The organism is Flavobacteriales bacterium (assembly GCA_026129465.1).
Taxonomy (GTDB): Bacteria; Bacteroidota; Bacteroidia; order Flavobacteriales_F; family PHOS-HE28; genus PHOS-HE28.
Genome location: JAHCIA010000001.1, coordinates 669,859 through 688,690, shown reverse-complemented (window position 1 = coordinate 688,690; position 18,832 = coordinate 669,859). Strand labels below are relative to the sequence as shown.

Below are 18,832 nucleotides of genomic sequence, written 5' to 3'. Positions count from 1 at the left end.
TAGAGGGGTATCATTGGCAATGGGTGTTGTTTGGTGTTGGAGGTTGAGGGATATGCTGGATCACCATGTCCAGTGCTCCATGTGATGTTGCCGGACCGAGGCACGCCAGCGCATTCAGCGCCAACAGCTCTGGTCGCCTTAGGACTGGGCGCGGAAGCGCCAGCCAGGGCAGTGGTCTTCTGGGATCGCATGATCTTGCTCAGGGGTCAGCCGAACAAGTGTCCAAAGGCGTGGTCTGAAGAGCGATCCTTCTGATGAGGCGCAAATGTGATGTCATTCGTCGACGCATGTCAAGCATTCGTCGAATATTGATCGCGATACGTCGACACTACGGCCTAGTTGCCAAGATATAGTGGCAAGCTTCACCGATCGATCCATGTGGAGATCAGCGTGGGGTAGCGGCCTACCGGGGCTGTTCAAAACTTTCCGCCGAGAAATTTGGCGATCACAACTTGGCTCGCTTATTTGGCTGTCATCATGTTGACAAGAAAAGCGTCAAGCGTTCGGCGCTTCTGTCCACCCACGATCAAAACCTATCCTCATGGCAGCTGAGATCAACAAGGAGAAGCTGAAGGCCCTTCAGCTGACGATGGACAAGATGGAGAAGACCTTCGGCAAGGGAGCCGTCATGCGCATGGGCGACGATGCCGTGGAGCAGGTGGAGGTGATCCCCACTGGCAGCATCGGCCTGGACCTCGCACTGGGCGTGGGTGGCTATCCCAAGGGCCGGGTGGTGGAGATCTACGGCCCGGAATCCTCGGGCAAGACCACGCTCGCCATACATGCCATCGCGGAATGCCAGCGGCAGGGTGGGGTGGCGGCCATCATCGATGCCGAGCACGCCTTCGACCGCTTCTATGCCGAAGCCTTGGGCGTGGACACGGAGAACCTCCTGATCAGCCAGCCGGACAACGGCGAGCAGGCGCTGGAGATCGCTGACAACCTCATCCGTTCCGGCGCCATCGACATCCTGGTGGTGGACAGTGTGGCGGCACTCACCCCACGTGCGGAGATCGAAGGGGAAATGGGCGACAGCGCCGTGGGCATGCAGGCCCGCCTGATGAGCAAGGCCTTGCGCAAGCTCACCGGCACCATCAGCAAAACGGGTTGCTGCTGCATCTTCATCAACCAGCTGCGCGAGAAGATCGGCGTGATGTTCGGCAATCCCGAGACCACCACGGGCGGCAACGCGCTGAAGTTCTATTCGAGCATCCGCATCGACATCCGGCGCAGTTCCCAGTTGAAGGACGGCGAAACGGTGGTCGGCAACCGCACGAAGGTGAAGGTGGTGAAGAACAAGGTGGCGCCTCCATTCCGCAAGGCGGAGTTCGACATCCTGTTCGGCAAGGGCATCAGCAAGGTGGGCGAGATCATCGACCTGGGCGTGGAACTGGGCATCATCAAGAAGAGCGGTAGCTGGTTCAGCTACGAGGACAACAAACTTGGGCAGGGCCGCGACATGGTGCGCCAACTGCTCGAGGACAACATGGAATTGTGCGAGGAACTGGAGAAGAGGATCAAGGAAGCGGTGGCCAAGACCGAGTTGCCGGTCACGGCGTGATCATGTCACCCGCTACTTTTGAAGGCCCCGGCGTGGAGTGTTGCCGGGGCCTTCTTTTTTCCTCAGCATCCCATGAAGTTCCTTGCCCCGCTGATCGCCTCCCTGGTCCTTACGCTCCTTTCGGGTTGCAAGCCTGAGGCGGAGTCCTCAGACTCGGAGAGTACAAGTCTGGGCGAGATCGACCGGAGGATACTCGCCGATCCGGCCAATGCGTCGCTCTATGCGGAGCGCGCCCGTTATCATGAAGGCCTGGACAGTGCCGTGCTGGCCATGAACGACTGGAAACGGGCCATCGCGCTGGACAGCACCAACGCATCCTACCATGTGGCCCTTGGGGACCTCTTCTTCAAGAAGGTGCGGTTGGATGATGCGGACGAGAGTTTCAAACGGGCGATCGCGTTGGACCCCGACGCCACGGAGCCACGGTTGAAGATCGCGGAAATGAAGTTGCTGGTGCGCGAGTACGTGGGTGCCATGGAGATGGTCAATTCCGCGTTGCGCATCGACCAAGGCCTGGCGCATGGCTACTTCCTCAAGGGATGGATCCACATGGAGGCGGGTGACACCACGCTCGCGGTGAGCAGTTTCCGAACGGCCGTGGAGCAGGACCCGGAATACTTCGACGCCTATGTGCAATTGGGGATGCTGCATGCTACCCGGCGCGACCCGCTGGCGGGCCAGTACTACGCTTCCGCACTGGATCTTCGGCCGAACAGCGTGGAAGCGCTCTATGGCATGGGCATGTTCGCACAGGAGTCAGGCCGGGACAGTTTGGCATTGGCCTGCTATGCGCGCATCAAGGAGATCGATCCGGGCAACGCGCTGGCCTGGTACAACACCGGCTATGTGCTGCTGGAGCATCTTCAGGAGCCCGCCGCCGCGCGCATGGAATTCGCTGAAGCGTTGCGGCGATGGCCAGCGTACCCCGATGCCTGGTACAACCATGGACTTGCTCATGAACGAGAAGGCCGGTTGGACAGCGCGGGCATGGACTACCAGCGCGCCCTGACCTTGGACCCCGGCTTCACGCTGGCGGCGGAAGGCCTTCAGCGGCTTCAGTCCAAAGGCCTGCGCATCACGCGTTGATCGCGGCTTCGCGGCGGGTCCATGCTCCATACCGAACCGTTGTCGAGCACGGTGATCCGGCGCACCACCAGCCCTTGGGCCGTATGTGCGCGCAACGTCCAGGTGCCCGGACGAAGTTCCTTCAGTCCGATGGCCTCTTCCGCAGGCATCGTGCGTTTGAGCCTTCCCTTGCTGTTGAACAGATCCACCCGGGTGGTGCCGGGTGGTAGTCCCAGGTCAAGTGTGCCGGGCAGGGGTCCTTCCATGATGGACAACGCCTGGCTTCGGTCCACGGCACGCGCCTGTCCGGGTGGCGCATAGGCGAAGTCGTCGAAACTCCCTTGGGCAAAGAGCCCAAGCGACAGGGAGAGCAGGCTGAAGAGCATCATGATGCGCATGTGGGCTTGTACGAGCAGGTTCCTTTCGCGTTACGCCGGACGACCGTGCCGCAGGGCAACGGGAATGGCCAGGGTACGTCTTTTGTCCAAGGGCACCGATGGGCGATCCTGTATTGCGGGATGCCAACCGGGGATGATTAACTTAGGGCTATCATGCCAGCGTTCGGTTTCAGACCTCGACACAAGGCCATCCTGCCGGAATCGGCGGAATGGATCGAGGCCCGCATACGCCAGCAACTCCGCAGGAACAACCCCTCAGACCTGAAGTTGCGCAAGGAGCACGAAGCTTTGGTGCTTCGGTTCCCTTCGCACATCAGCAGGATCTGGACCCCTCAGGTGAGGATCAGACTGGCCCCCCTGGATCGGAGCACGGCTTTCCATACCATCATCGGCCCATCCTACCGCATCTGGCGTTTCTTCAGGGGTGCCCTGATCGCCTTCGGTATCACCGGCATCGCCGGCCTGTTCATCGCCTTCCTCAACTGGGGCAATGGCGGCGGGACCTGGGGATTGTATGTGTTGCTCATCGGCCTGGCGGGTGGTTTGTTCCTCTATTTCCTGTCCGAGGAGGCCAAGCGCCGCACGCGTGATGAGGTCGATCTCCTCAAGGCCTTCATCGAAGGTGCATTGGACCAGCCGATCTTCCGCGCGCATCGACCTTCCCGTGCCATGGACGTGGCGCGTCCAGCAACACAAGGAGGATCCTGATCAAGACAACCCATGAAAAACCCCCGGTGTTGGCCGGGGGCTTCCATGTTCTGGTGGATCCTGGGCTCAGTCGTCGTTGCCCAGGTTGATGCCGATGGTGAGGCCGTAGGTGAGGTAGCGCGAGCCGATGTCCTGCACCGCCGGGTTGTCCTTGAAGACCCGACTCAGTCCGAAGCTCACGGAAGGCTCCATGGTGAAGTAGCCCATGTCGAAGCCAAGCGCGGCATCCAGGTTCAGCGATCCGCGGCGGAAGTCGCCCTGGTCATAACTGATGCGGTCGTTCCTGTCGTCAACGCTCATCAGCACATCATAGGTGGGACCCATGGCGAAGCGCAGGTCGAACTGGTAGGTATCTATGATGCGGTGGCCGAACATGGCCTTCATGCGCAGGTTGGTGCGCACCAGATCATCCTCGATGACAAGCGCATCGATGGCGGTCTGTTTCACCACGGTGGCACTGCGGCCGAAGAAGGCACCAGGCTGGAAGTAGAAACGGTCGCCGAAGCGAAGGTCCGCACCCAACTGCCAGCCCATGCCGGCGCGGAACTCGGTGCCTTCGGCCGATCCTGTGATGCTTTGGTAGTTGACCCCGAATTGGGGGTTCACTTGGAATTGGGCATTGGCTATCCCGAAGGGTATGCCGAGCGCCGCGATGATGATCGACTTTTTCATGGTCCGATGGTTTGATCCACGCCGCCCTTGTCCAATGCCGTGCCGATCGCGGTACACTATCCGGGAGTCCCTGTCATTCAAGGCGATGGCCGGCGCTTGCTCGCAACAAGAACGCGATCTACCTTGGCATCCTCTGCTCCTTTACCCCAGCTCTCCGCAACATGCGCATCGCACCACACCATGGCCTGCTGGCCTGCTTCCTCACGCTCATCGCTCCCCTGGCCCCGGCACAGGACTGCAATGGAGGACGCTACACCTCGCAATCCACTTTCCCGAATGTGACCGTTACCCAGGCCGTGGTATTTGGCAGCAACACCGGCGTCAATGGCCAACCCCAGACGCTACGTCTGGACGTTTATGAACCCGCCGGTGATGTGCTGGACCAGCGCCCGGTGATGATCTTGGCCTTCGGTGGATCCTTCATCACCGGTACCCGTGCCGATGTGGCCCCGCTCTGTCAGGCCTTCGCGCGCATGGGATATGTGGCCGTGGCGCCCGACTACCGCGTGGGTTTCTTCCTGCCCAACGAGGTCACCACCACGCGTGCGGTGATGCGTGGTGCGCACGACATGAAAGCCTGTGTGCGCTTCCTGCGCAAGACCGTGGCCGAGCAGGGCAATCCATACAAGATCGATCCGGACCGCATCATCATCGGCGGTGTGTCGGCTGGCGCCATCAGTGCGCTGCATGCCACCTACCTGGACCAGGACGAGGAGATCCCCGCGATCCTGCAGGGAGAGAGCGCCGCCTTGGGCGGTGTGGAGGGCAACAGCGGATCACCAGGCTATTCCAGCGAGGTCTTCGCCGTGTACAGCTTCAGCGGCGCGCTGGGCGACACGCTCTGGATCGAACCCGGCGACAAACCCCTGGTCAGCATCCATGAGACCGGCGACAACGTGGTGCCCTACTACACACAACAGGTTTCCGTGATAGGCATCCCCACGGGGCTCACGGCCTCGGGCAGCCATGACATCCATTTGAGAATGAACAGCCTGGGGCTGGACAACTGCCTGAAGAGCATCACGGCCAATGCGCATGTGGGCTACATCCAGAATGACCAGGCCAACTCGCTGCATTACGTGGCGAGTTTCACCGCCAAACTCATCTGCGAGGTGCCAGTGGATTGCATCCCAGGCAGCGTGGGTTTGGATGAAATGGCCGGGGTGGAGGCTTCGCTCCCTTATCCGAATCCCTCGGCCGGCCTGGTCTGGCTCGAACTTCCACAGTCCGGTATGCTGAGCATCCTGGACATGGGCGGCCGTGAAGTATGGCAGGGACGGCATCCCGGTGGGCTTGCGCCACTTGATCTGGCCATGCTGCCTGACGGGGTGTATCAGATCCTTGCCCGTGACGGTTCGGCACCCACAGCGCGTATCGTGATCGCGCACTGACGATCGCCGCATCTTCGTCCCATGGACGTGGTGGTGGTGGGCGGTGGCGCGGCGGGCTTTTTCGCCGCGCTCAGTGCGCATGCCCATCACCCACAGGCCGGCATCACGCTGCTGGAGAAGACCGCTGACACACTGGCCAAGGTGCGTGTCAGTGGGGGAGGACGGTGCAACGTCACCCATGCCTGTCCGCATCCAAGGCGCTTCGCGAGCCACTACCCGCGTGGCCAGGCATTCTTGCGCAAGTCGTTCGAGCGCTTCGGACAACCCGAAACGGTGCGCTGGTTCCGCGAACGTGGTGTGGAGTTGAAGACCGAAGCGGATGGCCGCATGTTCCCGGTGACCGATGACTCGGGCACCATCGTCGGTCTGTTGCGTGAACACGCCGCTCTGGCGCAGGTGCGGGTGCTGCTCCGATCCGCTGTGGTGGGCGTGGAGAAGCGGGGTGCGGGTTTTACGGTCAGGTCATCCAACGACGGGGTCCACCACGCGGACAAGTTGATCGTGACCACAGGCGGACTGGCGAAACCCGAAGCCTACAACTGGATCACCGCGTTGGGCCATTCGATCGTACCGCCGGTGCCTTCGCTGTTCACCTTCAACATGCCCGGCGAACCGATCCGCGAACTGATGGGCGTATCCGTGGAGGTCGCGCAAGTGCGCATCATCGGTACCGATCTGGAAAGCACCGGGCCCTTGCTGGTCACCCATTGGGGCATGAGCGGGCCAGCGATCCTGCGGCTGAGTGCCTGGGGCGCACGCGTCGTTCATGACATGGGCTATCGGTTCGCCATCCGGGTCAACTGGCTGGGCGGCGCATCGGAACATGATGTCCGCAAGGGGATGCAGGAGCGCGCCCTGGAACTGGCACGGAAACGTTCAGGCAACGTGTCCATGCCGGGCATACCGCGGAGGTTGTGGTCGCATCTGTTGGAGAAAGCAGGCATCGACCCCGCACGTCCATGGGGAGAACTGCCGCGCAAGGAGCGCGACCGGTTGATCGATACGCTGACCAACGACCGCTACACGGTACAGGGCAAGACCACCTTCAAGGAGGAGTTCGTTACGGCGGGCGGTGTCCCATTGGATGAGGTCGATCCTTTGACCATGGAAAGCCGCATGGCTCCCGGGCTCTTCTTCGCAGGTGAAGTGCTGGACGTCGACGGCATCACCGGTGGGTTCAATTTCCAAGCGGCCTGGACCACGGGGTATCTGGCTGGCAGGCTTGGCGCCGCTCAATGAACGAAGCGGATGGCGTGGGTCCGGATGCCCAGGTCAAGCAGGATGAGGTAGCTCCCTGATGACAGGGTGGATGGTACCGGTGTGATGGCCCTTGTGACACGGCCCTGCAAGACGGTGCGTCCGGAAAGGTCCACGACACGCCAGCCCGGAGAGATCGCGACCAGGTCATCGGAGGCATACAAGGCACCTTCGTGCATCCAGGCCTTCACCACATCATCGGCCAGGGTTCCCACCGAGGCCATGGGCCCCCAAATGCTCTGGACCCACTCCGGCCTGTCGATGTAAGGATTGCGGTTGCCCTGCAATGCGAAGACCGCATTGTTCCGGTCAGTCTCCTTGGTGCTCACCGGATCGTTCAAGTGCCAGGCGAGGAGCAGACTTTCCGCCCAGGGCAGGAACGCCCCTTCCGACATCATGGGGCTGGTCCAGCCGGGCAACTGCGGCAGATAGCGCGTGAGCATGTAGAAATAGCTGCGCGCGAAGTCGCCCTTGTAGGTGTCGATCGGTTCGAAGACGGTGCCGGTGCAGCCCGGCCAGGAGCAGGGTCCCAGCTTGCCGCCATTGGTACTGGTCCATTGCGGTTGGGCCACGCTGCCGAAGGGCCAGTTGGCGCGCTGCTGGTTCACCCAGGCATCGGTTGGGTAGAGGTGGAAGAGGTCCGTGCTCATGGGCGCCAGACTGTTGTACCAGCTTTGGGGGAAGGAGTGCTCCCGGTTGAAGCAGTCGCCCTCGCTGTTGTAGGTGCCGCACTGGTCCGCCACGAACTGGTACACATAGGACGGCACGCCACCCGGCACATCGCTGTACATGTCCCACACGGTTCCGTCATCCTTCTTGTCCGTGCTCTCGAAGGCGGCCCATAAGGCGTTATTGGGCAGTACGGTGTGTGGCGAAATGATGCCGTTCAGCGCCTGTGTCAAGGACTGGCCGGTGAGACCTTCCGCGGCATCGTAGTAGCCGGGCGGTGGCTGGGCCGCGAGGTCCTGCCAGAGGAGCAGGACGATCGGCAACAGGATGCGCATCATCGCGCCAAAGGTATCCGGGGCGGGTGAGGGCGGAAATAGAAAGGGACCCCGGTGGGATCCCTTTCACACGAAGCGGTCGTTGGTCTTTCTACTTCACCTTGTCCACGATGGCCTTGAAGGCGGTGGCATCGCTGTAGGCGATCTCTGAAAGGGCCTTGCGGTCCAGCCCGATGTTGGCCTTCTTCAGACCGGACATCAGCGTGCTGTAGCTCATGCCGTTCTCGCGGGCGGCGGCATTGATGCGCTGGATCCAGAGCGCGCGGAAGTCGCGCTTCTTCAGGCGGCGGCCCGTGTAGGCGTGGGTGAGGCCCTTTTCGACGCTGTTCTTGGCGACGGTGAAGACGTTCTTGCGGGCGCCGAAGCTGCCCTTGGCCATCTTCAGCACCTTCTTGCGACGGGCCTTGCTGGCTACTTTGTTCTGACTGCGTGGCATAGTTCTCTTGGTTTTTGGGCGTGAGCGGCCCGGCTATCGCCTGGCTCTTTGGTGCTGCACGTCCTGGTCAACGCTACCTGTTCCCCGGAGCGATCGGGAGCCTTATGGAAGAAGGCTTTGGATGTTCTTCTTGTCACTCGGATGCACAAGGGTCATCTTCGTGAGGTTGCGCTTGCGCTTGGTCTCCTTCTTGGTGAGGATGTGGCTCTTGTAAGCGTGTTTGCGCTTGATCTCGCCGGTGCCGGTAAGCTTGAACCGCTTCTTGGCGCCGGACTTGGTCTTCATCTTGGGCATGGCCGCTGGTCGTGTTGTGGTGTTCCGCTTCGTGTCGTTCGTTGGTCGCGCGCCCTCTGGCGCCGCGTGGGTCACTTCTTCTTCTTGGGGATCACATACATGATCATCCGCTTGCCTTCCAGTTTGGGCATCTGCTCCACGATGGCCACATCCTCCAGTTCCTGCGCGAACTTCAACAGCAGGATCTCGCCCCGTTCCTTGAAGACGATGGTGCGTCCCCGGAAGAAGACGAAGGCTTTCACCTTGTGCCCCTCCTCGATGAATTTGCGCGCGTGCTTCAGTTTGAAGTTGAGGTCGTGTTCATCGGTGTTCGGCCCGAAGCGGATCTCCTTCATCTCCACCGTGGCCTGCTTCGCCTTGATCTCCTTCTGCTTCTTCTTCAGGTCGTAGAGGAACTTCTTGTACTCGATGATGCGACAGACAGGCGGGACGGCCGTGGCGCTGATCTCGACCAGGTCCAGCCCCAGTTCCTCGGCCATCCGGAGCGCATCGCGGAAGGGGTAGACCCCCTGCTCCACGTTCTCGCCCACCACGCGCACATCGGGCACACCGGTGATCCGCTCGTTGATCCGGTGCGGATCCTCCTTGATCACCCTGCCCCTGTACGGTCTGCGCGCGCCACCACCGGGGCGGGGCGGCCCGCCGGGGCGTCTGAAGAAAGGTCCTGCCACTTAGTGTTCTTTGGTTCCTGTTCCGATCAATGGCCACCCAGTTGCTTCCGGATCCTGTCGTTCACCAAGGACGCGAAGTCCCCGGTGCTCATCACGCCCAGGTCGCCCTGGCCATGTTCACGAACGGATACGGAGCCTGAATCGGCCTCCTTCTCCCCGAGGATGAGCATGAACGGGTATTTGGCCAGTTCCGCATCGCGGATCTTGCGGCCTATCTTCTCGTTCCGCTCGTCAACGGAGGCGCGAATGTCGGAATTTTTCAGCGATGCGGCCACGGCGTGGGCGGCCTCCACGAACTTGTCGCTGATGGGCAGGATGATGGCCTGCTCGGGGGTGAGCCACAGGGGGAAGCGCCCGCCTGTATGCTCGATGAGCACGGCCACGAAACGCTCCAGGCTGCCGAAGGGCGCCCGGTGGATCATGACCGGCCGGTGGCGGGCGTTGTCGCTGCCCACATACTCCAGTTCGAAGCGTTCCGGCAGGTTGTAGTCCACCTGGATGGTGCCCAGCTGCCAGCGCCGGCCCAGGGCGTCCTTCACCATGAAGTCGAGCTTCGGGCCGTAGAAAGCGGCCTCACCATACTCCACCACGGTCTTCAGGCCTTTCTCGGCCGCCGCATCAATGATGGCCTGCTCGGCCTTCTCCCAGTTCTCGTCGCTGCCGATGTACTTGCTGCGGTCCACCTGGTCGCGCAGGCTGATCTGGGCCTCATAGTCCTCCAGGTCAAGCGCCTTCAGCACCAGCAGCACCAGGTCGATCACCTTGATGAATTCCTCCTTCACCTGGTCCGGCCGGCAGAAGAGGTGGGCATCGTCCTGCGTGAAACCGCGCACCCGGGTCAGGCCGTGCAACTCACCGCTCTGCTCGTAGCGGTACACGGTGCCGAATTCCGCGTAGCGGATGGGCAGGTCCTTGTAGCTGCGAGGCCTGCTCTTGAAGATCTCGCAATGGTGCGGGCAGTTCATGGGCTTCAGCAGGAACTCCTCGCCCTCGTGCGGGGTGTGGATCGGCTGGAAGCTGTCCTTGCCGTACTTCTCGTAATGGCCGCTGGTGACGTAGAGGTCCTTGTGGGCGATGTGCGGCGTGGCCACCTGTTCGTAGCCGCTGTCCTCCTGGGCCTTCTTCATGAAGTTCACCAGCCGCTCGCGCAGCGCAGCTCCCTTGGGCAGCCAGAGGGGCAACCCTGGACCGACCTTTTCGCTGAAGGTGAACAGGTCCAACTCCTTGCCCAGCTTGCGGTGGTCGCGCTTCCTGGCCTCCTCCAGCATCGCCAGGTACTCGTCGAGCTCCTTTTGCTTGGGGAAGGTGATGCCGTAGAGGCGGGTGAGCTGCTTGCGCTTCTCGTCCCCGCGCCAATAGGCACCGGCCACGGCCATCACCTTCATGGCCTTGATGAAGGAGGTGTCGGGGATGTGCGGGCCGCGGCAGAGGTCCACGAAGTCGCCCTGCTGGTAGAAGGTGATCTCGCCGTCGTTGAGGCCCTCCAGCAGTTCCAGCTTGTACTCGTCGCCCTTTTCCTGGAAATAGGCCATGGCCTCAGCCTTGGGCACGTCACGGCGCTGGTAGCTGCTCTTCTTGCCGGCCAGTTCCTTCATCTTGGCCTCGATGGCCGCGAAGTCCCCGTCGCCGATCACCCGGTCGCCCAGGTCCACATCATAATAGAAGCCGTTCTCGATGGGCGGGCCGATGCCGAATTTGACACCGGGGTAGAGGGCTTCGAGCGCTTCGGCCAGCAAGTGCGCGCTGCTGTGCCAGAAGGTGCTCTTGCCATCGGGGTCGTTCCAGGTGAGCAGGGCCAGGCCGCAATCGCCGGGCAGGGGGCGGTTCGCATCGCGGACCTCGCCATCCACCTTGGCGGCGAGCACGTTGCGGGCGAGCCCTTCACTGATGTCCTTGGCCACGTCCATGGCGGTGGCGCCTTGGTCGTAAGTGCGGACGGAACCGTCCGGCAGGGTGACGTTGATCTTCATCTTCGATCGCTCGGGGCCCTACGAGCGGCCCGCGAACAGGGCGCGAAGGTATCCTTCCCATGCGTGGGGCGCCGAACGCGCCATGCTGTTCGGCCACCGCCTTAGGGTCGCAGCATGGGAGACAGGGAGATACCGGGAAATGAACGGGGATGAGCGGATCCCGTGACCGCTGTCATCGCGCCTGCGACCGCCATGCACGTCAATTACTTTCCATTCCAGGACGGACTCTACCGCCACACGCTGAAGAAGTACCACAACGCGGCGTAGCGTTCGTCGGCGGGGTCCAGGCGGCCCATGTAGCGGCCGGCCTCATCGTAAAGGCGGCCTTGGTCCACACGGCCCAGGAAACGGCCAGCGGCATCATAGGCGCGGCCCTTATCCATGCGGCCCCGGAAGCGCCCGGCCTCGTCGTACACGCGGCCAGCGTCCCAGCGGCCCTTGAAGCGCCCGGCATCGTCGTAGAAACGGTCGTTGTCCACCCGGCCCTTGAAGCGGCCCGCTTCATCGTAGTAGCGGCCCGCGTCGAAACGGCCCATGTAGCGCCCAGCGCCATCGTAGAGCCGCTGGGCCATGGCGGAATGGCCGATCAGCAGGAAGAGCAGGAAGGGGAGGAGACGTTGGAGCATGGACGGCCGCTGGGCAAGATCGGTGCCGGGGCGTGCTCATGGAGCACCGGTGAGCGACCACGCATTTCGGAAGTGCTTTCGACGCGCTGGAATGCGTGATGCCTTCGGCCCACCGGTGTGGTCCAGGAATGGGCCCATCAGGGCTTCGAACATCATCCAACCGGCCACTCAAGGGCTGTACCCCAGGCACTTTCCGACCAATGCCGCAAGATCGGTGAAGATCGCCGCAAGACAGTATGGCCCCGGACAGGCCATTGCGGGAATTTCGAGGCCTGACGCCATAAGCAGTCATGGACATCTCCGCTGGACCGGGATGGGGTGCGAAAATGCTTCCATCGATGATCGCACTTGGTGAGCACGGACACGAGGCACGAACACAGACGGAAAGTATGGTAGAAGCATGCTGGCCTTGTCACCAAGCATGCCCTTGGATCCAAGGACCTGATGCCCCCGAAAACAACGATACGCCCTCCGCTGAGGCAACATCGTCTTTCATGCTCAACGCACAAAAGCTCCAACGCATCACACGGCGGTTCATGTCGTGCGCGACTCTTCTTGTGGTCGCAGCGGTCTGTCGGGGGCAAGCTCCCGGTGGGGTGACCGCCAACCTGGCCGCCTGGTACAAGGCCGACCTGAACGTTGTAGGTGATCCGGTCAGTGCATGGAACACGAGCGGAGGCAGTGCGACCGGTTTTCAACTCAACCAAGGGAACGCCGCCTATCGACCGGGACTTACCAGCGGGGACGTCAACTACAAGCGTTACAACTACAACCCGAGGGTGTCCTTCTCGGCGGCCAACCTGACCCGATTGGAGAACGGTTCCACCTCGCCTGACCTGTATGGCACAGCAGGCAGCGTGTTCCTGGTGAGCGATCACAACACCACGTACGCCACGGCACTGAGCTACTCCACGGGTCTGTCCACGAAGCGGATCCAGATGAAGCCCACCTTCAGGATACAGACCTCGACAGGATCGAGCGGATACACCGCCGACTTCGGCATGCCGACGGAATACTCGGTCAACTCCGCCGCGTTGTTCGCCGTTTCCGGCCTCGGTGTGAATGCTGCGCACCGGTTGAACTCGGTGTCCCTCGCGTGCAGTATCTGCGGCAACACCACTTTCAATCCGAACATCACCACAGGCCTCCGGGTGGGACGCAATGCGGCTGGCGGGGGATCCGAATACCTCACCGGGGGCTTGGGCGAGATCGTGATCTACAGCAACTCCCTCAACGCGTTACAGATACGCCGGATCGAATCCTACCTCGCAGTGAAGTACGGCATCACCCGCGGTGGCAATACGGGGGTGGGTGCCGCATTCAACTATGTGAGCGCGAACAACACGACCATCTGGGACAAACCCTTGAACGCGGGGTACAACAACGATATCGCCGGGATCGGGCGGGACGATGCGAGCGCGCTGGTACAAAAGCAGTCCATCAGCGTGAACAATGGAGAGCCGGTGTCCATTGGCCTGGTGAGCATTGACGCGAGCAACGCCGCCAATGGCCATTCGTTCGACGCGAACACCTCATTCCTGATGTGGGGCAACAACGGGCTTTCCCTGCAGACCGAGATCTCCGACCCGAACTGCTTCATTGACCTGCCCCCGGGCATAGAGGCGAGGATCCAACGGGTGTGGAAGTCGCAGGCGACGAACTTCAGCCAGCTCGTCACGGTCGGATTCGAGGCCTACATGCTGGTGGGGTACACGCCCCTGGGGAACCTCCGCCTGTTGGTGGATGACGATGGTACGAACTGGACGAACGCCATGGTGATCTCCGGCGCGGTGATGGACGGGGCCCGCATCGAATTCGCAGGGGTCACACTGGATGCCGAACGGCCATTCTTCACACTTGCCACGATCCATTACAACAACACCCCATTGCCGATCGAGTGGCTGCACTTCTCCGCACAGCCCGCTGGACCGGATGCCGTCCAGCTGGATTGGGCCACAGCCAGCGAGACCGGCAATGCCTGGTTCGATGTGGAACGCAGCCGGGGAGGAGCGACCTTCGAGGGCCTGGCCCGTATCCCAGGTGCAGGCCACTCCATGTCCCCGATCCTCTACCGCTACATGGACCTGGGGCCCTTACCGGGCACCAACTACTACCGTCTCAGGCAGGTGGATCTTTACGGTATGGCCACCTATTCGGAAGTGCGTGCTGTGACCACGGATATGCATCCGGGCCTCCGCGTGTTCCCCAATCCGGCGAACGATGTGTTGTATATCGTGGGGGCCGACCCCGAAGAAGGGACCACGGTGCAGGTTTTCACGGCGGCCGGTGCGCATGTACCCCTCCCCGATGTGGTGCTCCACGAAGGCCTGCTCAATGTGAGCACCTTGCCACGAGGGCTCTACTTGTTGCGGATCGGCGACAGGGTCGCTCGGTTCGTGAAGGAATAGGCTTGGGGAGCCCCGGGGATCAATGTTCCAAGGGAGGCGGGACCGCTCCCCGGCTTGTCCATGGCGCACGGTCGTGCCAATGATCAGGTAGTCGGACGTCTTGCCCATGGCATCGCCGATCATCACGGTCGGCCTATCCATGATGCGCTGCCTTGTGGTGGCTCCCCCCGTGTTCGTCCGCAGGATGCATGGTGCTGCAGGACACTAACTTTCACCCCTACAATCGGCAAGTGCAAGCGAAGATGTCCCGGCTGTCGCATCGTCGTGTGCGAACGGTGTTGTTGGGTGCCGTCATGGCGTGGATGCTGCCAGCCGATGGTGCCGGTCAGGCGGTCAACACCCGCCTCTACACCACCGAAGACGGCCTCTCCGTCGGGATGCCCACGGACGTGTATCGCGATGACAATGGCTTCCTATGGGTCCTGGGGCAGCAGGGCATCCAGCGGTTCGACGGGCACCGTTTCGAGAGTTTCAACCGCCTTGTTCCGGACACCCTGCAGCGGAGCCTCATCGGCGTGCCGAGGTTCCATGTGGACCCCGAGGGGTGGGTCTGGCTTGTGGAGAAGAACGGCCGGCACGCCTTGCGTTTCGACCCCCTGACGGAACGGACCGAGGTGAAGGTGGGGCCCATTGTGCTGCCCACCAAACCTGACATGCAGCGCATCTGCCCGTATCTCTACCCCTTCTATGATGTATTGCAGCCCCTCGGAAGTCCCGAATCGCTGCGCAAACGGGTGCGGGAACTCGCCGGCTATGAGTACCGGCCATGGGCGTTCCAGCGCACCCGTGATGGCCGCATCTGGTTGCACCGCAGCGATGCGCGCATCGTGCCGCTCGGACCAGCGACGGGACCCGAGACACCTCTGCGGCAACCGGCCGCAGCACAGGACCGCGCCATATCGCTAAGCACTGGATCCTTTTGGCTGCCACGACCGGATGGAAGCTTGCAGCGCATCCAGCTGCCCCATGCCGAGTTGGGTCACATGGTGGAGTTCCACGACCTGGACGATGCTGGCGGCTACTGGCTGATGGTGGGGGGGCACCATCTGATGTACGTTGACCTTCAGACCGGCGAGACCATCGACCATGGCAAATTGGTGGCGCGTGCGAGCCGGGTGTTCCGCGATACGGAAGGGATCCTCTGGTCATGCACGGAAGCGGGCCTGCTGCGGCTGCGCGAGCCGCTGCCCTGGTTCACACCAATCGCCGCATCGCCCACCAGCGGCGTCAACGCGGGCAAGGGCCGCAGCATTCGAGGCTTGGTGGAGGAGTCCGGAGCCCGCTATCTGATGTTCGAGGACAACGGAGGCATGCTGCGCGTGGATGCCAGCGGATCGATCACGACCATGGCCGCCAGATCGCCCGATGGCGGTACCGCGCTCGTGGAAGGGATCTGCAAGGCGGCCAATGGCACGGTCTGGGTCATCAGCGACGGGCGGTTGCATGCCTTCGTGGGCGACGGTCCCCAGTTGAGGCCGGGCCCAACGGTGCATGGCGCACGCATCACCTCCCTGCATGCCTCCCGGTCCGGCGATCGTTGCATCCTTTTTCTGGAGAATGACAGCGCCGTGCTCTTCGATCCGGCGGCTGAACGCCTCGGCGGCCCCTTCCCGCTGTCCAAGGCGCAGGATGCCGAAGTGCTCCTCACCGGGCAACGGCTCTATGTGCCGGACAGCAGGGGGCTGCGCATCGTGGAACTCGGAAGCATGCGGGTACGCACCATCGACCTGCGGTTGAGCGAGCCAATGCTGGAGAAAGGTGTGCGTGGTATCGTGCCCGCCGGGCACATGCTTCACATAGGCACCAGCAACGGCATCCTCTGCGTGGACACCAACACCTGGCGCGTGATACGGCACATCAGCGAAGCGGATGGCCTGGCCGACCCGGTGGTGTTCAGCCTGCTGGGTGAGCGCGACCGGCTTTGGGTGGGCACCAACAACGGCTTGACCCTGGTGGACCCCAACACCGGGCAATGCCTCAACTTCCGCATGGAGGATGGCCTGCCCTTCAACGAGTTCAACACCGGACCGGTATTGCTCGACGCCGGGGGCCGCTGCTGGATGGGCGGACAGAACGGCCTGGTGCACTTCGATCCCGCCGAGGTGAGCGCGATCCCGCGCGATGGGGCCCGCTTGCGGCCGGTCCAGCTCCGCATTTCCGATGACCGCGCCACCACCTGGACCGAGCATCACACCGGCCTGTCGCAACGCATCACCCTGCGGCCGCATGAGCGCACCATGTCCATCGCCTTCGCCCTGGACAAGCTCACCGATCCCAGCGCGCATCGCTTCAGCTACTACCTGGAGGGCCTCGAACCGCCGTGGTTCAATACCGGTGACCGTGCCGAGGTCAGCTACCATGGACTGACACCTGGTGATTACCGCTTTCGCGTGAAGGCCTTCGACCACCGCGGGGTGGCGGCGCTCAATGAACTGGACATACCCATCACCGTGATGCAGGTCTGGTATCTCCGCAAATGGGCCATCGCGCTTTGGTTGGCCTTGTTGGCCCTGATCACCGTGGTGCTGCTGCGCCAGGCGACGCGCCGCCGGGCGAAGCTCGCCGAAGCCGCACGCGTCCTGGAACTCAACGCGTTCAAGGACCGGTTCTTCGCCAATGTGACGCACGAGTTCCGCACACCGATCACCGTGATACAGGGATTGGCCGGACAACTGGGCGCTGACACCACGGCCCCGGCGGAGGTGCAGGGCAAGGCGGCCGTGATACAACGCAACAGCCAACGCCTGTTGGGCCTGGTCGATCAGGTATTGGACCTGACCCGGTTGGAACATGGGCGGCTGGAACTGGATCGCCGGCCAGGCCAATTGCGTGCCTACCTGCGCCGCATCCTGCGAGCGCATCATTCCCTGGCGGGTGTGCGCGGCTTGCGCTTGGATGTGGAGGTCACCGGTGATGATGTGATCGTGCTGTACGACGCGGAGCGCCTGCGCCAGATCGCCGACAACCTGGTGGGCAACGCCTTGAAATTCACCCCGCCCGCTGGGGTGGTCACGGTACGGGCCATCATTGCCAGCCATGTCCTGTGCGACCTGACCTTGGAGGTAAGCGATACCGGACCGGGCATGGCCGAAGCGGACCTGCCACGCATCTTCGATCGCTTCTTCCAGAGCGAAAGCCATGACCGCATCGCATCGGGAGGAACCGGGATCGGGCTGGCCCTGGTGAAAGAATTGGTGGACGCGATGGGGGGCAAGGTCTTGGTGGAGAGTGAGTTGGGCAAAGGCGCCTGCTTCACCGTCAAACTGTCCCTGGAGTATGCCGAGCCCGGACAGGTGGCCCAACCCGCCGATGAGGAGCAGGTCCCTGTCAGCACGCAAGAACCTGCTCCTGTGGCTGAGGCGAGGACCTTCGATGGGGATCGACCTGTGCTTCTGGTGGTGGAGGATGACCCCGACGTGGGCGACTACATCATGGACTGCGTATCGGCCCAGCACCATGTGTTGCGCGCCCGCGATGGTGACCAAGGACTGGCCATGGCCAGGGAGCACATTCCCGACCTGATCCTGAGCGACGTGATGATGCCCGGCATGGACGGCTTCGCATTGTGCCATGCATTGAAAGGTGACGCCCTGACCAGCCATATCCCGGTGGCGATGCTCACCGCACGAAGCGACCAGCCCTCACGACTGGAGGGCATCACCAGGGGGGCCGATGCCTACCTGGTGAAGCCGTTCGACGAACGCGAACTGCTGGCTGTGCTGGAGAACCTGCACCGTTTGCAGCGGAATATCCAGCAACGCTACCAGCGTGAGTGGGAGGAGCGCACGGCCGCTTTGGAAAAGGCGGGATCGGAGGGCCGGGAGACCGGTCCGCGATCCAACGGCGGGCCCATCCCCGAAGACATCGAGCACGTCTTCCTGGTGCAGGTGCGCTTGGTGCTGGAGAAGCATTTCGCCGACCCGGACTTTGGTGTGGAAGAGTTGGCACAGGCGCTTCACCTGAGCCGTAGCCAGGCGCTGCGCAAGATCAAGGCGCTCACCGGCAGCACCCCGGTGGTGCTCATGCGTGACTTCCGCCTGGCCAAGGCACAGACCCTGTTGGAACAAGGGGGGCATACGGTGGCCGACGTGGCCTATGCATGTGGCTTCAACACCCCGAACTACTTCAGCGACGTCTATTTCCAAGCCTACGGCCACCGCCCTTCGGAGCATATCAAGGCTTGATCGCCAGGCATTTCCGCTCCATGCCGCAAGATCGGTGAAGAACGCCGCAGGATAGTACGGCCCTGGGCGGAGCGGCAGCGCACCTTGCACGCCGAACACAGACAGCGACCGCAGCTGTGGCCTATCCCCAAGACGGGCATCGCGAGGAAGACTCCCAGGATGGAAACACACGAACCTGCCCAGTGGG

General features: G+C 62.4%; 15 protein-coding genes. 7 read left to right on the top strand and 8 right to left on the bottom strand.

Annotated elements, in window-relative coordinates; genetic code table 11:
* The first annotated feature begins 541 nt into the window (after window positions 1–541).
* Together recA and KIT10_02850 are read left to right on the top strand one after the other, a co-directional pair.
* Window positions 542–1,561, top strand: coding sequence for a recombinase RecA (gene recA / locus KIT10_02855; GenBank protein MCW5898184.1), 1,020 nt, complete (start codon window positions 542–544; stop codon window positions 1,559–1,561).
* A gap of 72 nt (window positions 1,562–1,633) precedes the next feature.
* Window positions 1,634–2,647: a tetratricopeptide repeat protein gene (locus KIT10_02850; protein ID MCW5898183.1), complete on the top strand. Its 1,014-nt coding sequence runs from the start codon at window positions 1,634–1,636 to the stop codon at window positions 2,645–2,647.
* On the opposite strand, the gene KIT10_02845 is transcribed toward KIT10_02850, so the two are convergent.
* Window positions 2,617–3,024: a hypothetical protein gene (locus KIT10_02845; GenBank protein ID MCW5898182.1), complete on the bottom strand. Its 408-nt coding sequence runs from the start codon at window positions 3,022–3,024 to the stop codon at window positions 2,617–2,619. The genes KIT10_02850 and KIT10_02845 overlap by 31 nt on opposite strands.
* Before the next feature lie 153 nt (window positions 3,025–3,177).
* Between KIT10_02845 and KIT10_02840 the strand changes: the two genes are divergently transcribed.
* Window positions 3,178–3,732, top strand: a complete 555-nt coding sequence (locus tag KIT10_02840) for a hypothetical protein (protein MCW5898181.1) — start codon at window positions 3,178–3,180, stop codon at window positions 3,730–3,732.
* 66 nt (window positions 3,733–3,798) lie between these two features.
* Here KIT10_02840 and KIT10_02835 read toward each other — a convergent pair whose 3' ends face one another.
* Window positions 3,799–4,404, bottom strand: a complete 606-nt coding sequence (locus tag KIT10_02835) for a hypothetical protein (protein ID MCW5898180.1) — start codon at window positions 4,402–4,404, stop codon at window positions 3,799–3,801.
* A gap of 161 nt (window positions 4,405–4,565) precedes the next feature.
* On the opposite strand from KIT10_02835, the gene KIT10_02830 reads away from it, so the two are divergent.
* Both KIT10_02830 and KIT10_02825 read left to right on the top strand, forming a co-directional pair.
* On the top strand, window positions 4,566–5,795 hold the full coding sequence (locus tag KIT10_02830; GenBank protein MCW5898179.1) for an alpha/beta hydrolase: 1,230 nt from the start codon (window positions 4,566–4,568) through the stop codon (window positions 5,793–5,795).
* A gap of 21 nt (window positions 5,796–5,816) precedes the next feature.
* A complete protein-coding gene (locus KIT10_02825; GenBank protein ID MCW5898178.1) occupies window positions 5,817–7,034 on the top strand; it encodes an NAD(P)/FAD-dependent oxidoreductase in 1,218 nt (405 codons plus the stop codon).
* Here the strand turns inward: KIT10_02825 and KIT10_02820 are convergent.
* The 6 genes from KIT10_02820 to KIT10_02795 all read right to left on the bottom strand — a co-directional run bounded on the left by KIT10_02820 (window position 7,028) and on the right by KIT10_02795 (window position 12,053).
* Window positions 7,028–8,059 (bottom strand): endonuclease, encoded by a 1,032-nt coding sequence (locus KIT10_02820; GenBank protein ID MCW5898177.1) that lies wholly within the window; start codon window positions 8,057–8,059, stop codon window positions 7,028–7,030. The genes KIT10_02825 and KIT10_02820 overlap by 7 nt on opposite strands.
* Window positions 8,060–8,147: 88 nt before the next feature.
* On the bottom strand, window positions 8,148–8,492 hold the full coding sequence (gene rplT, locus KIT10_02815) for a 50S ribosomal protein L20 (protein MCW5898176.1): 345 nt from the start codon (window positions 8,490–8,492) through the stop codon (window positions 8,148–8,150).
* 102 nt (window positions 8,493–8,594) lie between these two features.
* Window positions 8,595–8,786 (bottom strand): 50S ribosomal protein L35, encoded by a 192-nt coding sequence (rpmI, locus tag KIT10_02810; GenBank protein MCW5898175.1) that lies wholly within the window; start codon window positions 8,784–8,786, stop codon window positions 8,595–8,597.
* A 71-nt stretch (window positions 8,787–8,857) separates the two neighbouring features.
* Entirely contained in the window at window positions 8,858–9,355 is a 498-nt protein-coding gene (infC, locus tag KIT10_02805; GenBank protein MCW5898174.1) for a translation initiation factor IF-3, read from the bottom strand.
* Between the two features lie 128 nt (window positions 9,356–9,483).
* Entirely contained in the window at window positions 9,484–11,427 is a 1,944-nt protein-coding gene (gene thrS / locus KIT10_02800; protein MCW5898173.1) for a threonine--tRNA ligase, read from the bottom strand.
* A 227-nt stretch (window positions 11,428–11,654) separates the two neighbouring features.
* Entirely contained in the window at window positions 11,655–12,053 is a 399-nt protein-coding gene (locus tag KIT10_02795; GenBank protein MCW5898172.1) for a hypothetical protein, read from the bottom strand.
* 596 nt (window positions 12,054–12,649) lie between these two features.
* Between KIT10_02795 and KIT10_02790 the strand changes: the two genes are divergently transcribed.
* Together KIT10_02790 and KIT10_02785 are read left to right on the top strand one after the other, a co-directional pair.
* Window positions 12,650–14,461, top strand: coding sequence for a T9SS type A sorting domain-containing protein (locus KIT10_02790; protein MCW5898171.1), 1,812 nt, complete (start codon window positions 12,650–12,652; stop codon window positions 14,459–14,461).
* A gap of 293 nt (window positions 14,462–14,754) precedes the next feature.
* Window positions 14,755–18,645 carry a response regulator gene (locus tag KIT10_02785; GenBank protein MCW5898170.1) on the top strand — a complete coding sequence of 1,297 codons (3,891 nt, stop codon included), beginning with the start codon at window positions 14,755–14,757 and terminating at the stop codon, window positions 18,643–18,645.
* Window positions 18,646–18,832: the final 187 nt, after the last annotated feature.

What these genes read in the sequence shown, in the direction of transcription:
- recA (MCW5898184.1), top strand. Translation starts at nt 542, where the DNA reads ATGGCAGCTGAGATCAACAAGGAGAAGCTGAAGGCCCTTCAGCTGACG.
- KIT10_02830 (MCW5898179.1), top strand. Translation starts at nt 4,566, where the DNA reads ATGCGCATCGCACCACACCATGGCCTGCTGGCCTGCTTCCTCACGCTC.
- KIT10_02840 (MCW5898181.1), top strand. Translation starts at nt 3,178, where the DNA reads ATGCCAGCGTTCGGTTTCAGACCTCGACACAAGGCCATCCTGCCGGAA.
- KIT10_02820 (MCW5898177.1), bottom strand. Translation starts at nt 8,059, where the DNA reads ATGATGCGCATCCTGTTGCCGATCGTCCTGCTCCTCTGGCAGGACCTC.
- KIT10_02845 (MCW5898182.1), bottom strand. Translation starts at nt 3,024, where the DNA reads ATGCGCATCATGATGCTCTTCAGCCTGCTCTCCCTGTCGCTTGGGCTC.
- rpmI (MCW5898175.1), bottom strand. Translation starts at nt 8,786, where the DNA reads ATGCCCAAGATGAAGACCAAGTCCGGCGCCAAGAAGCGGTTCAAGCTT.
- thrS (MCW5898173.1), bottom strand. Translation starts at nt 11,427, where the DNA reads ATGAAGATCAACGTCACCCTGCCGGACGGTTCCGTCCGCACTTACGAC.
- KIT10_02850 (MCW5898183.1), top strand. Translation starts at nt 1,634, where the DNA reads ATGAAGTTCCTTGCCCCGCTGATCGCCTCCCTGGTCCTTACGCTCCTT.
- KIT10_02795 (MCW5898172.1), bottom strand. Translation starts at nt 12,053, where the DNA reads ATGCTCCAACGTCTCCTCCCCTTCCTGCTCTTCCTGCTGATCGGCCAT.
- KIT10_02785 (MCW5898170.1), top strand. Translation starts at nt 14,755, where the DNA reads ATGGCGTGGATGCTGCCAGCCGATGGTGCCGGTCAGGCGGTCAACACC.
- KIT10_02835 (MCW5898180.1), bottom strand. Translation starts at nt 4,404, where the DNA reads ATGAAAAAGTCGATCATCATCGCGGCGCTCGGCATACCCTTCGGGATA.
- rplT (MCW5898176.1), bottom strand. Translation starts at nt 8,492, where the DNA reads ATGCCACGCAGTCAGAACAAAGTAGCCAGCAAGGCCCGTCGCAAGAAG.
- KIT10_02825 (MCW5898178.1), top strand. Translation starts at nt 5,817, where the DNA reads ATGGACGTGGTGGTGGTGGGCGGTGGCGCGGCGGGCTTTTTCGCCGCG.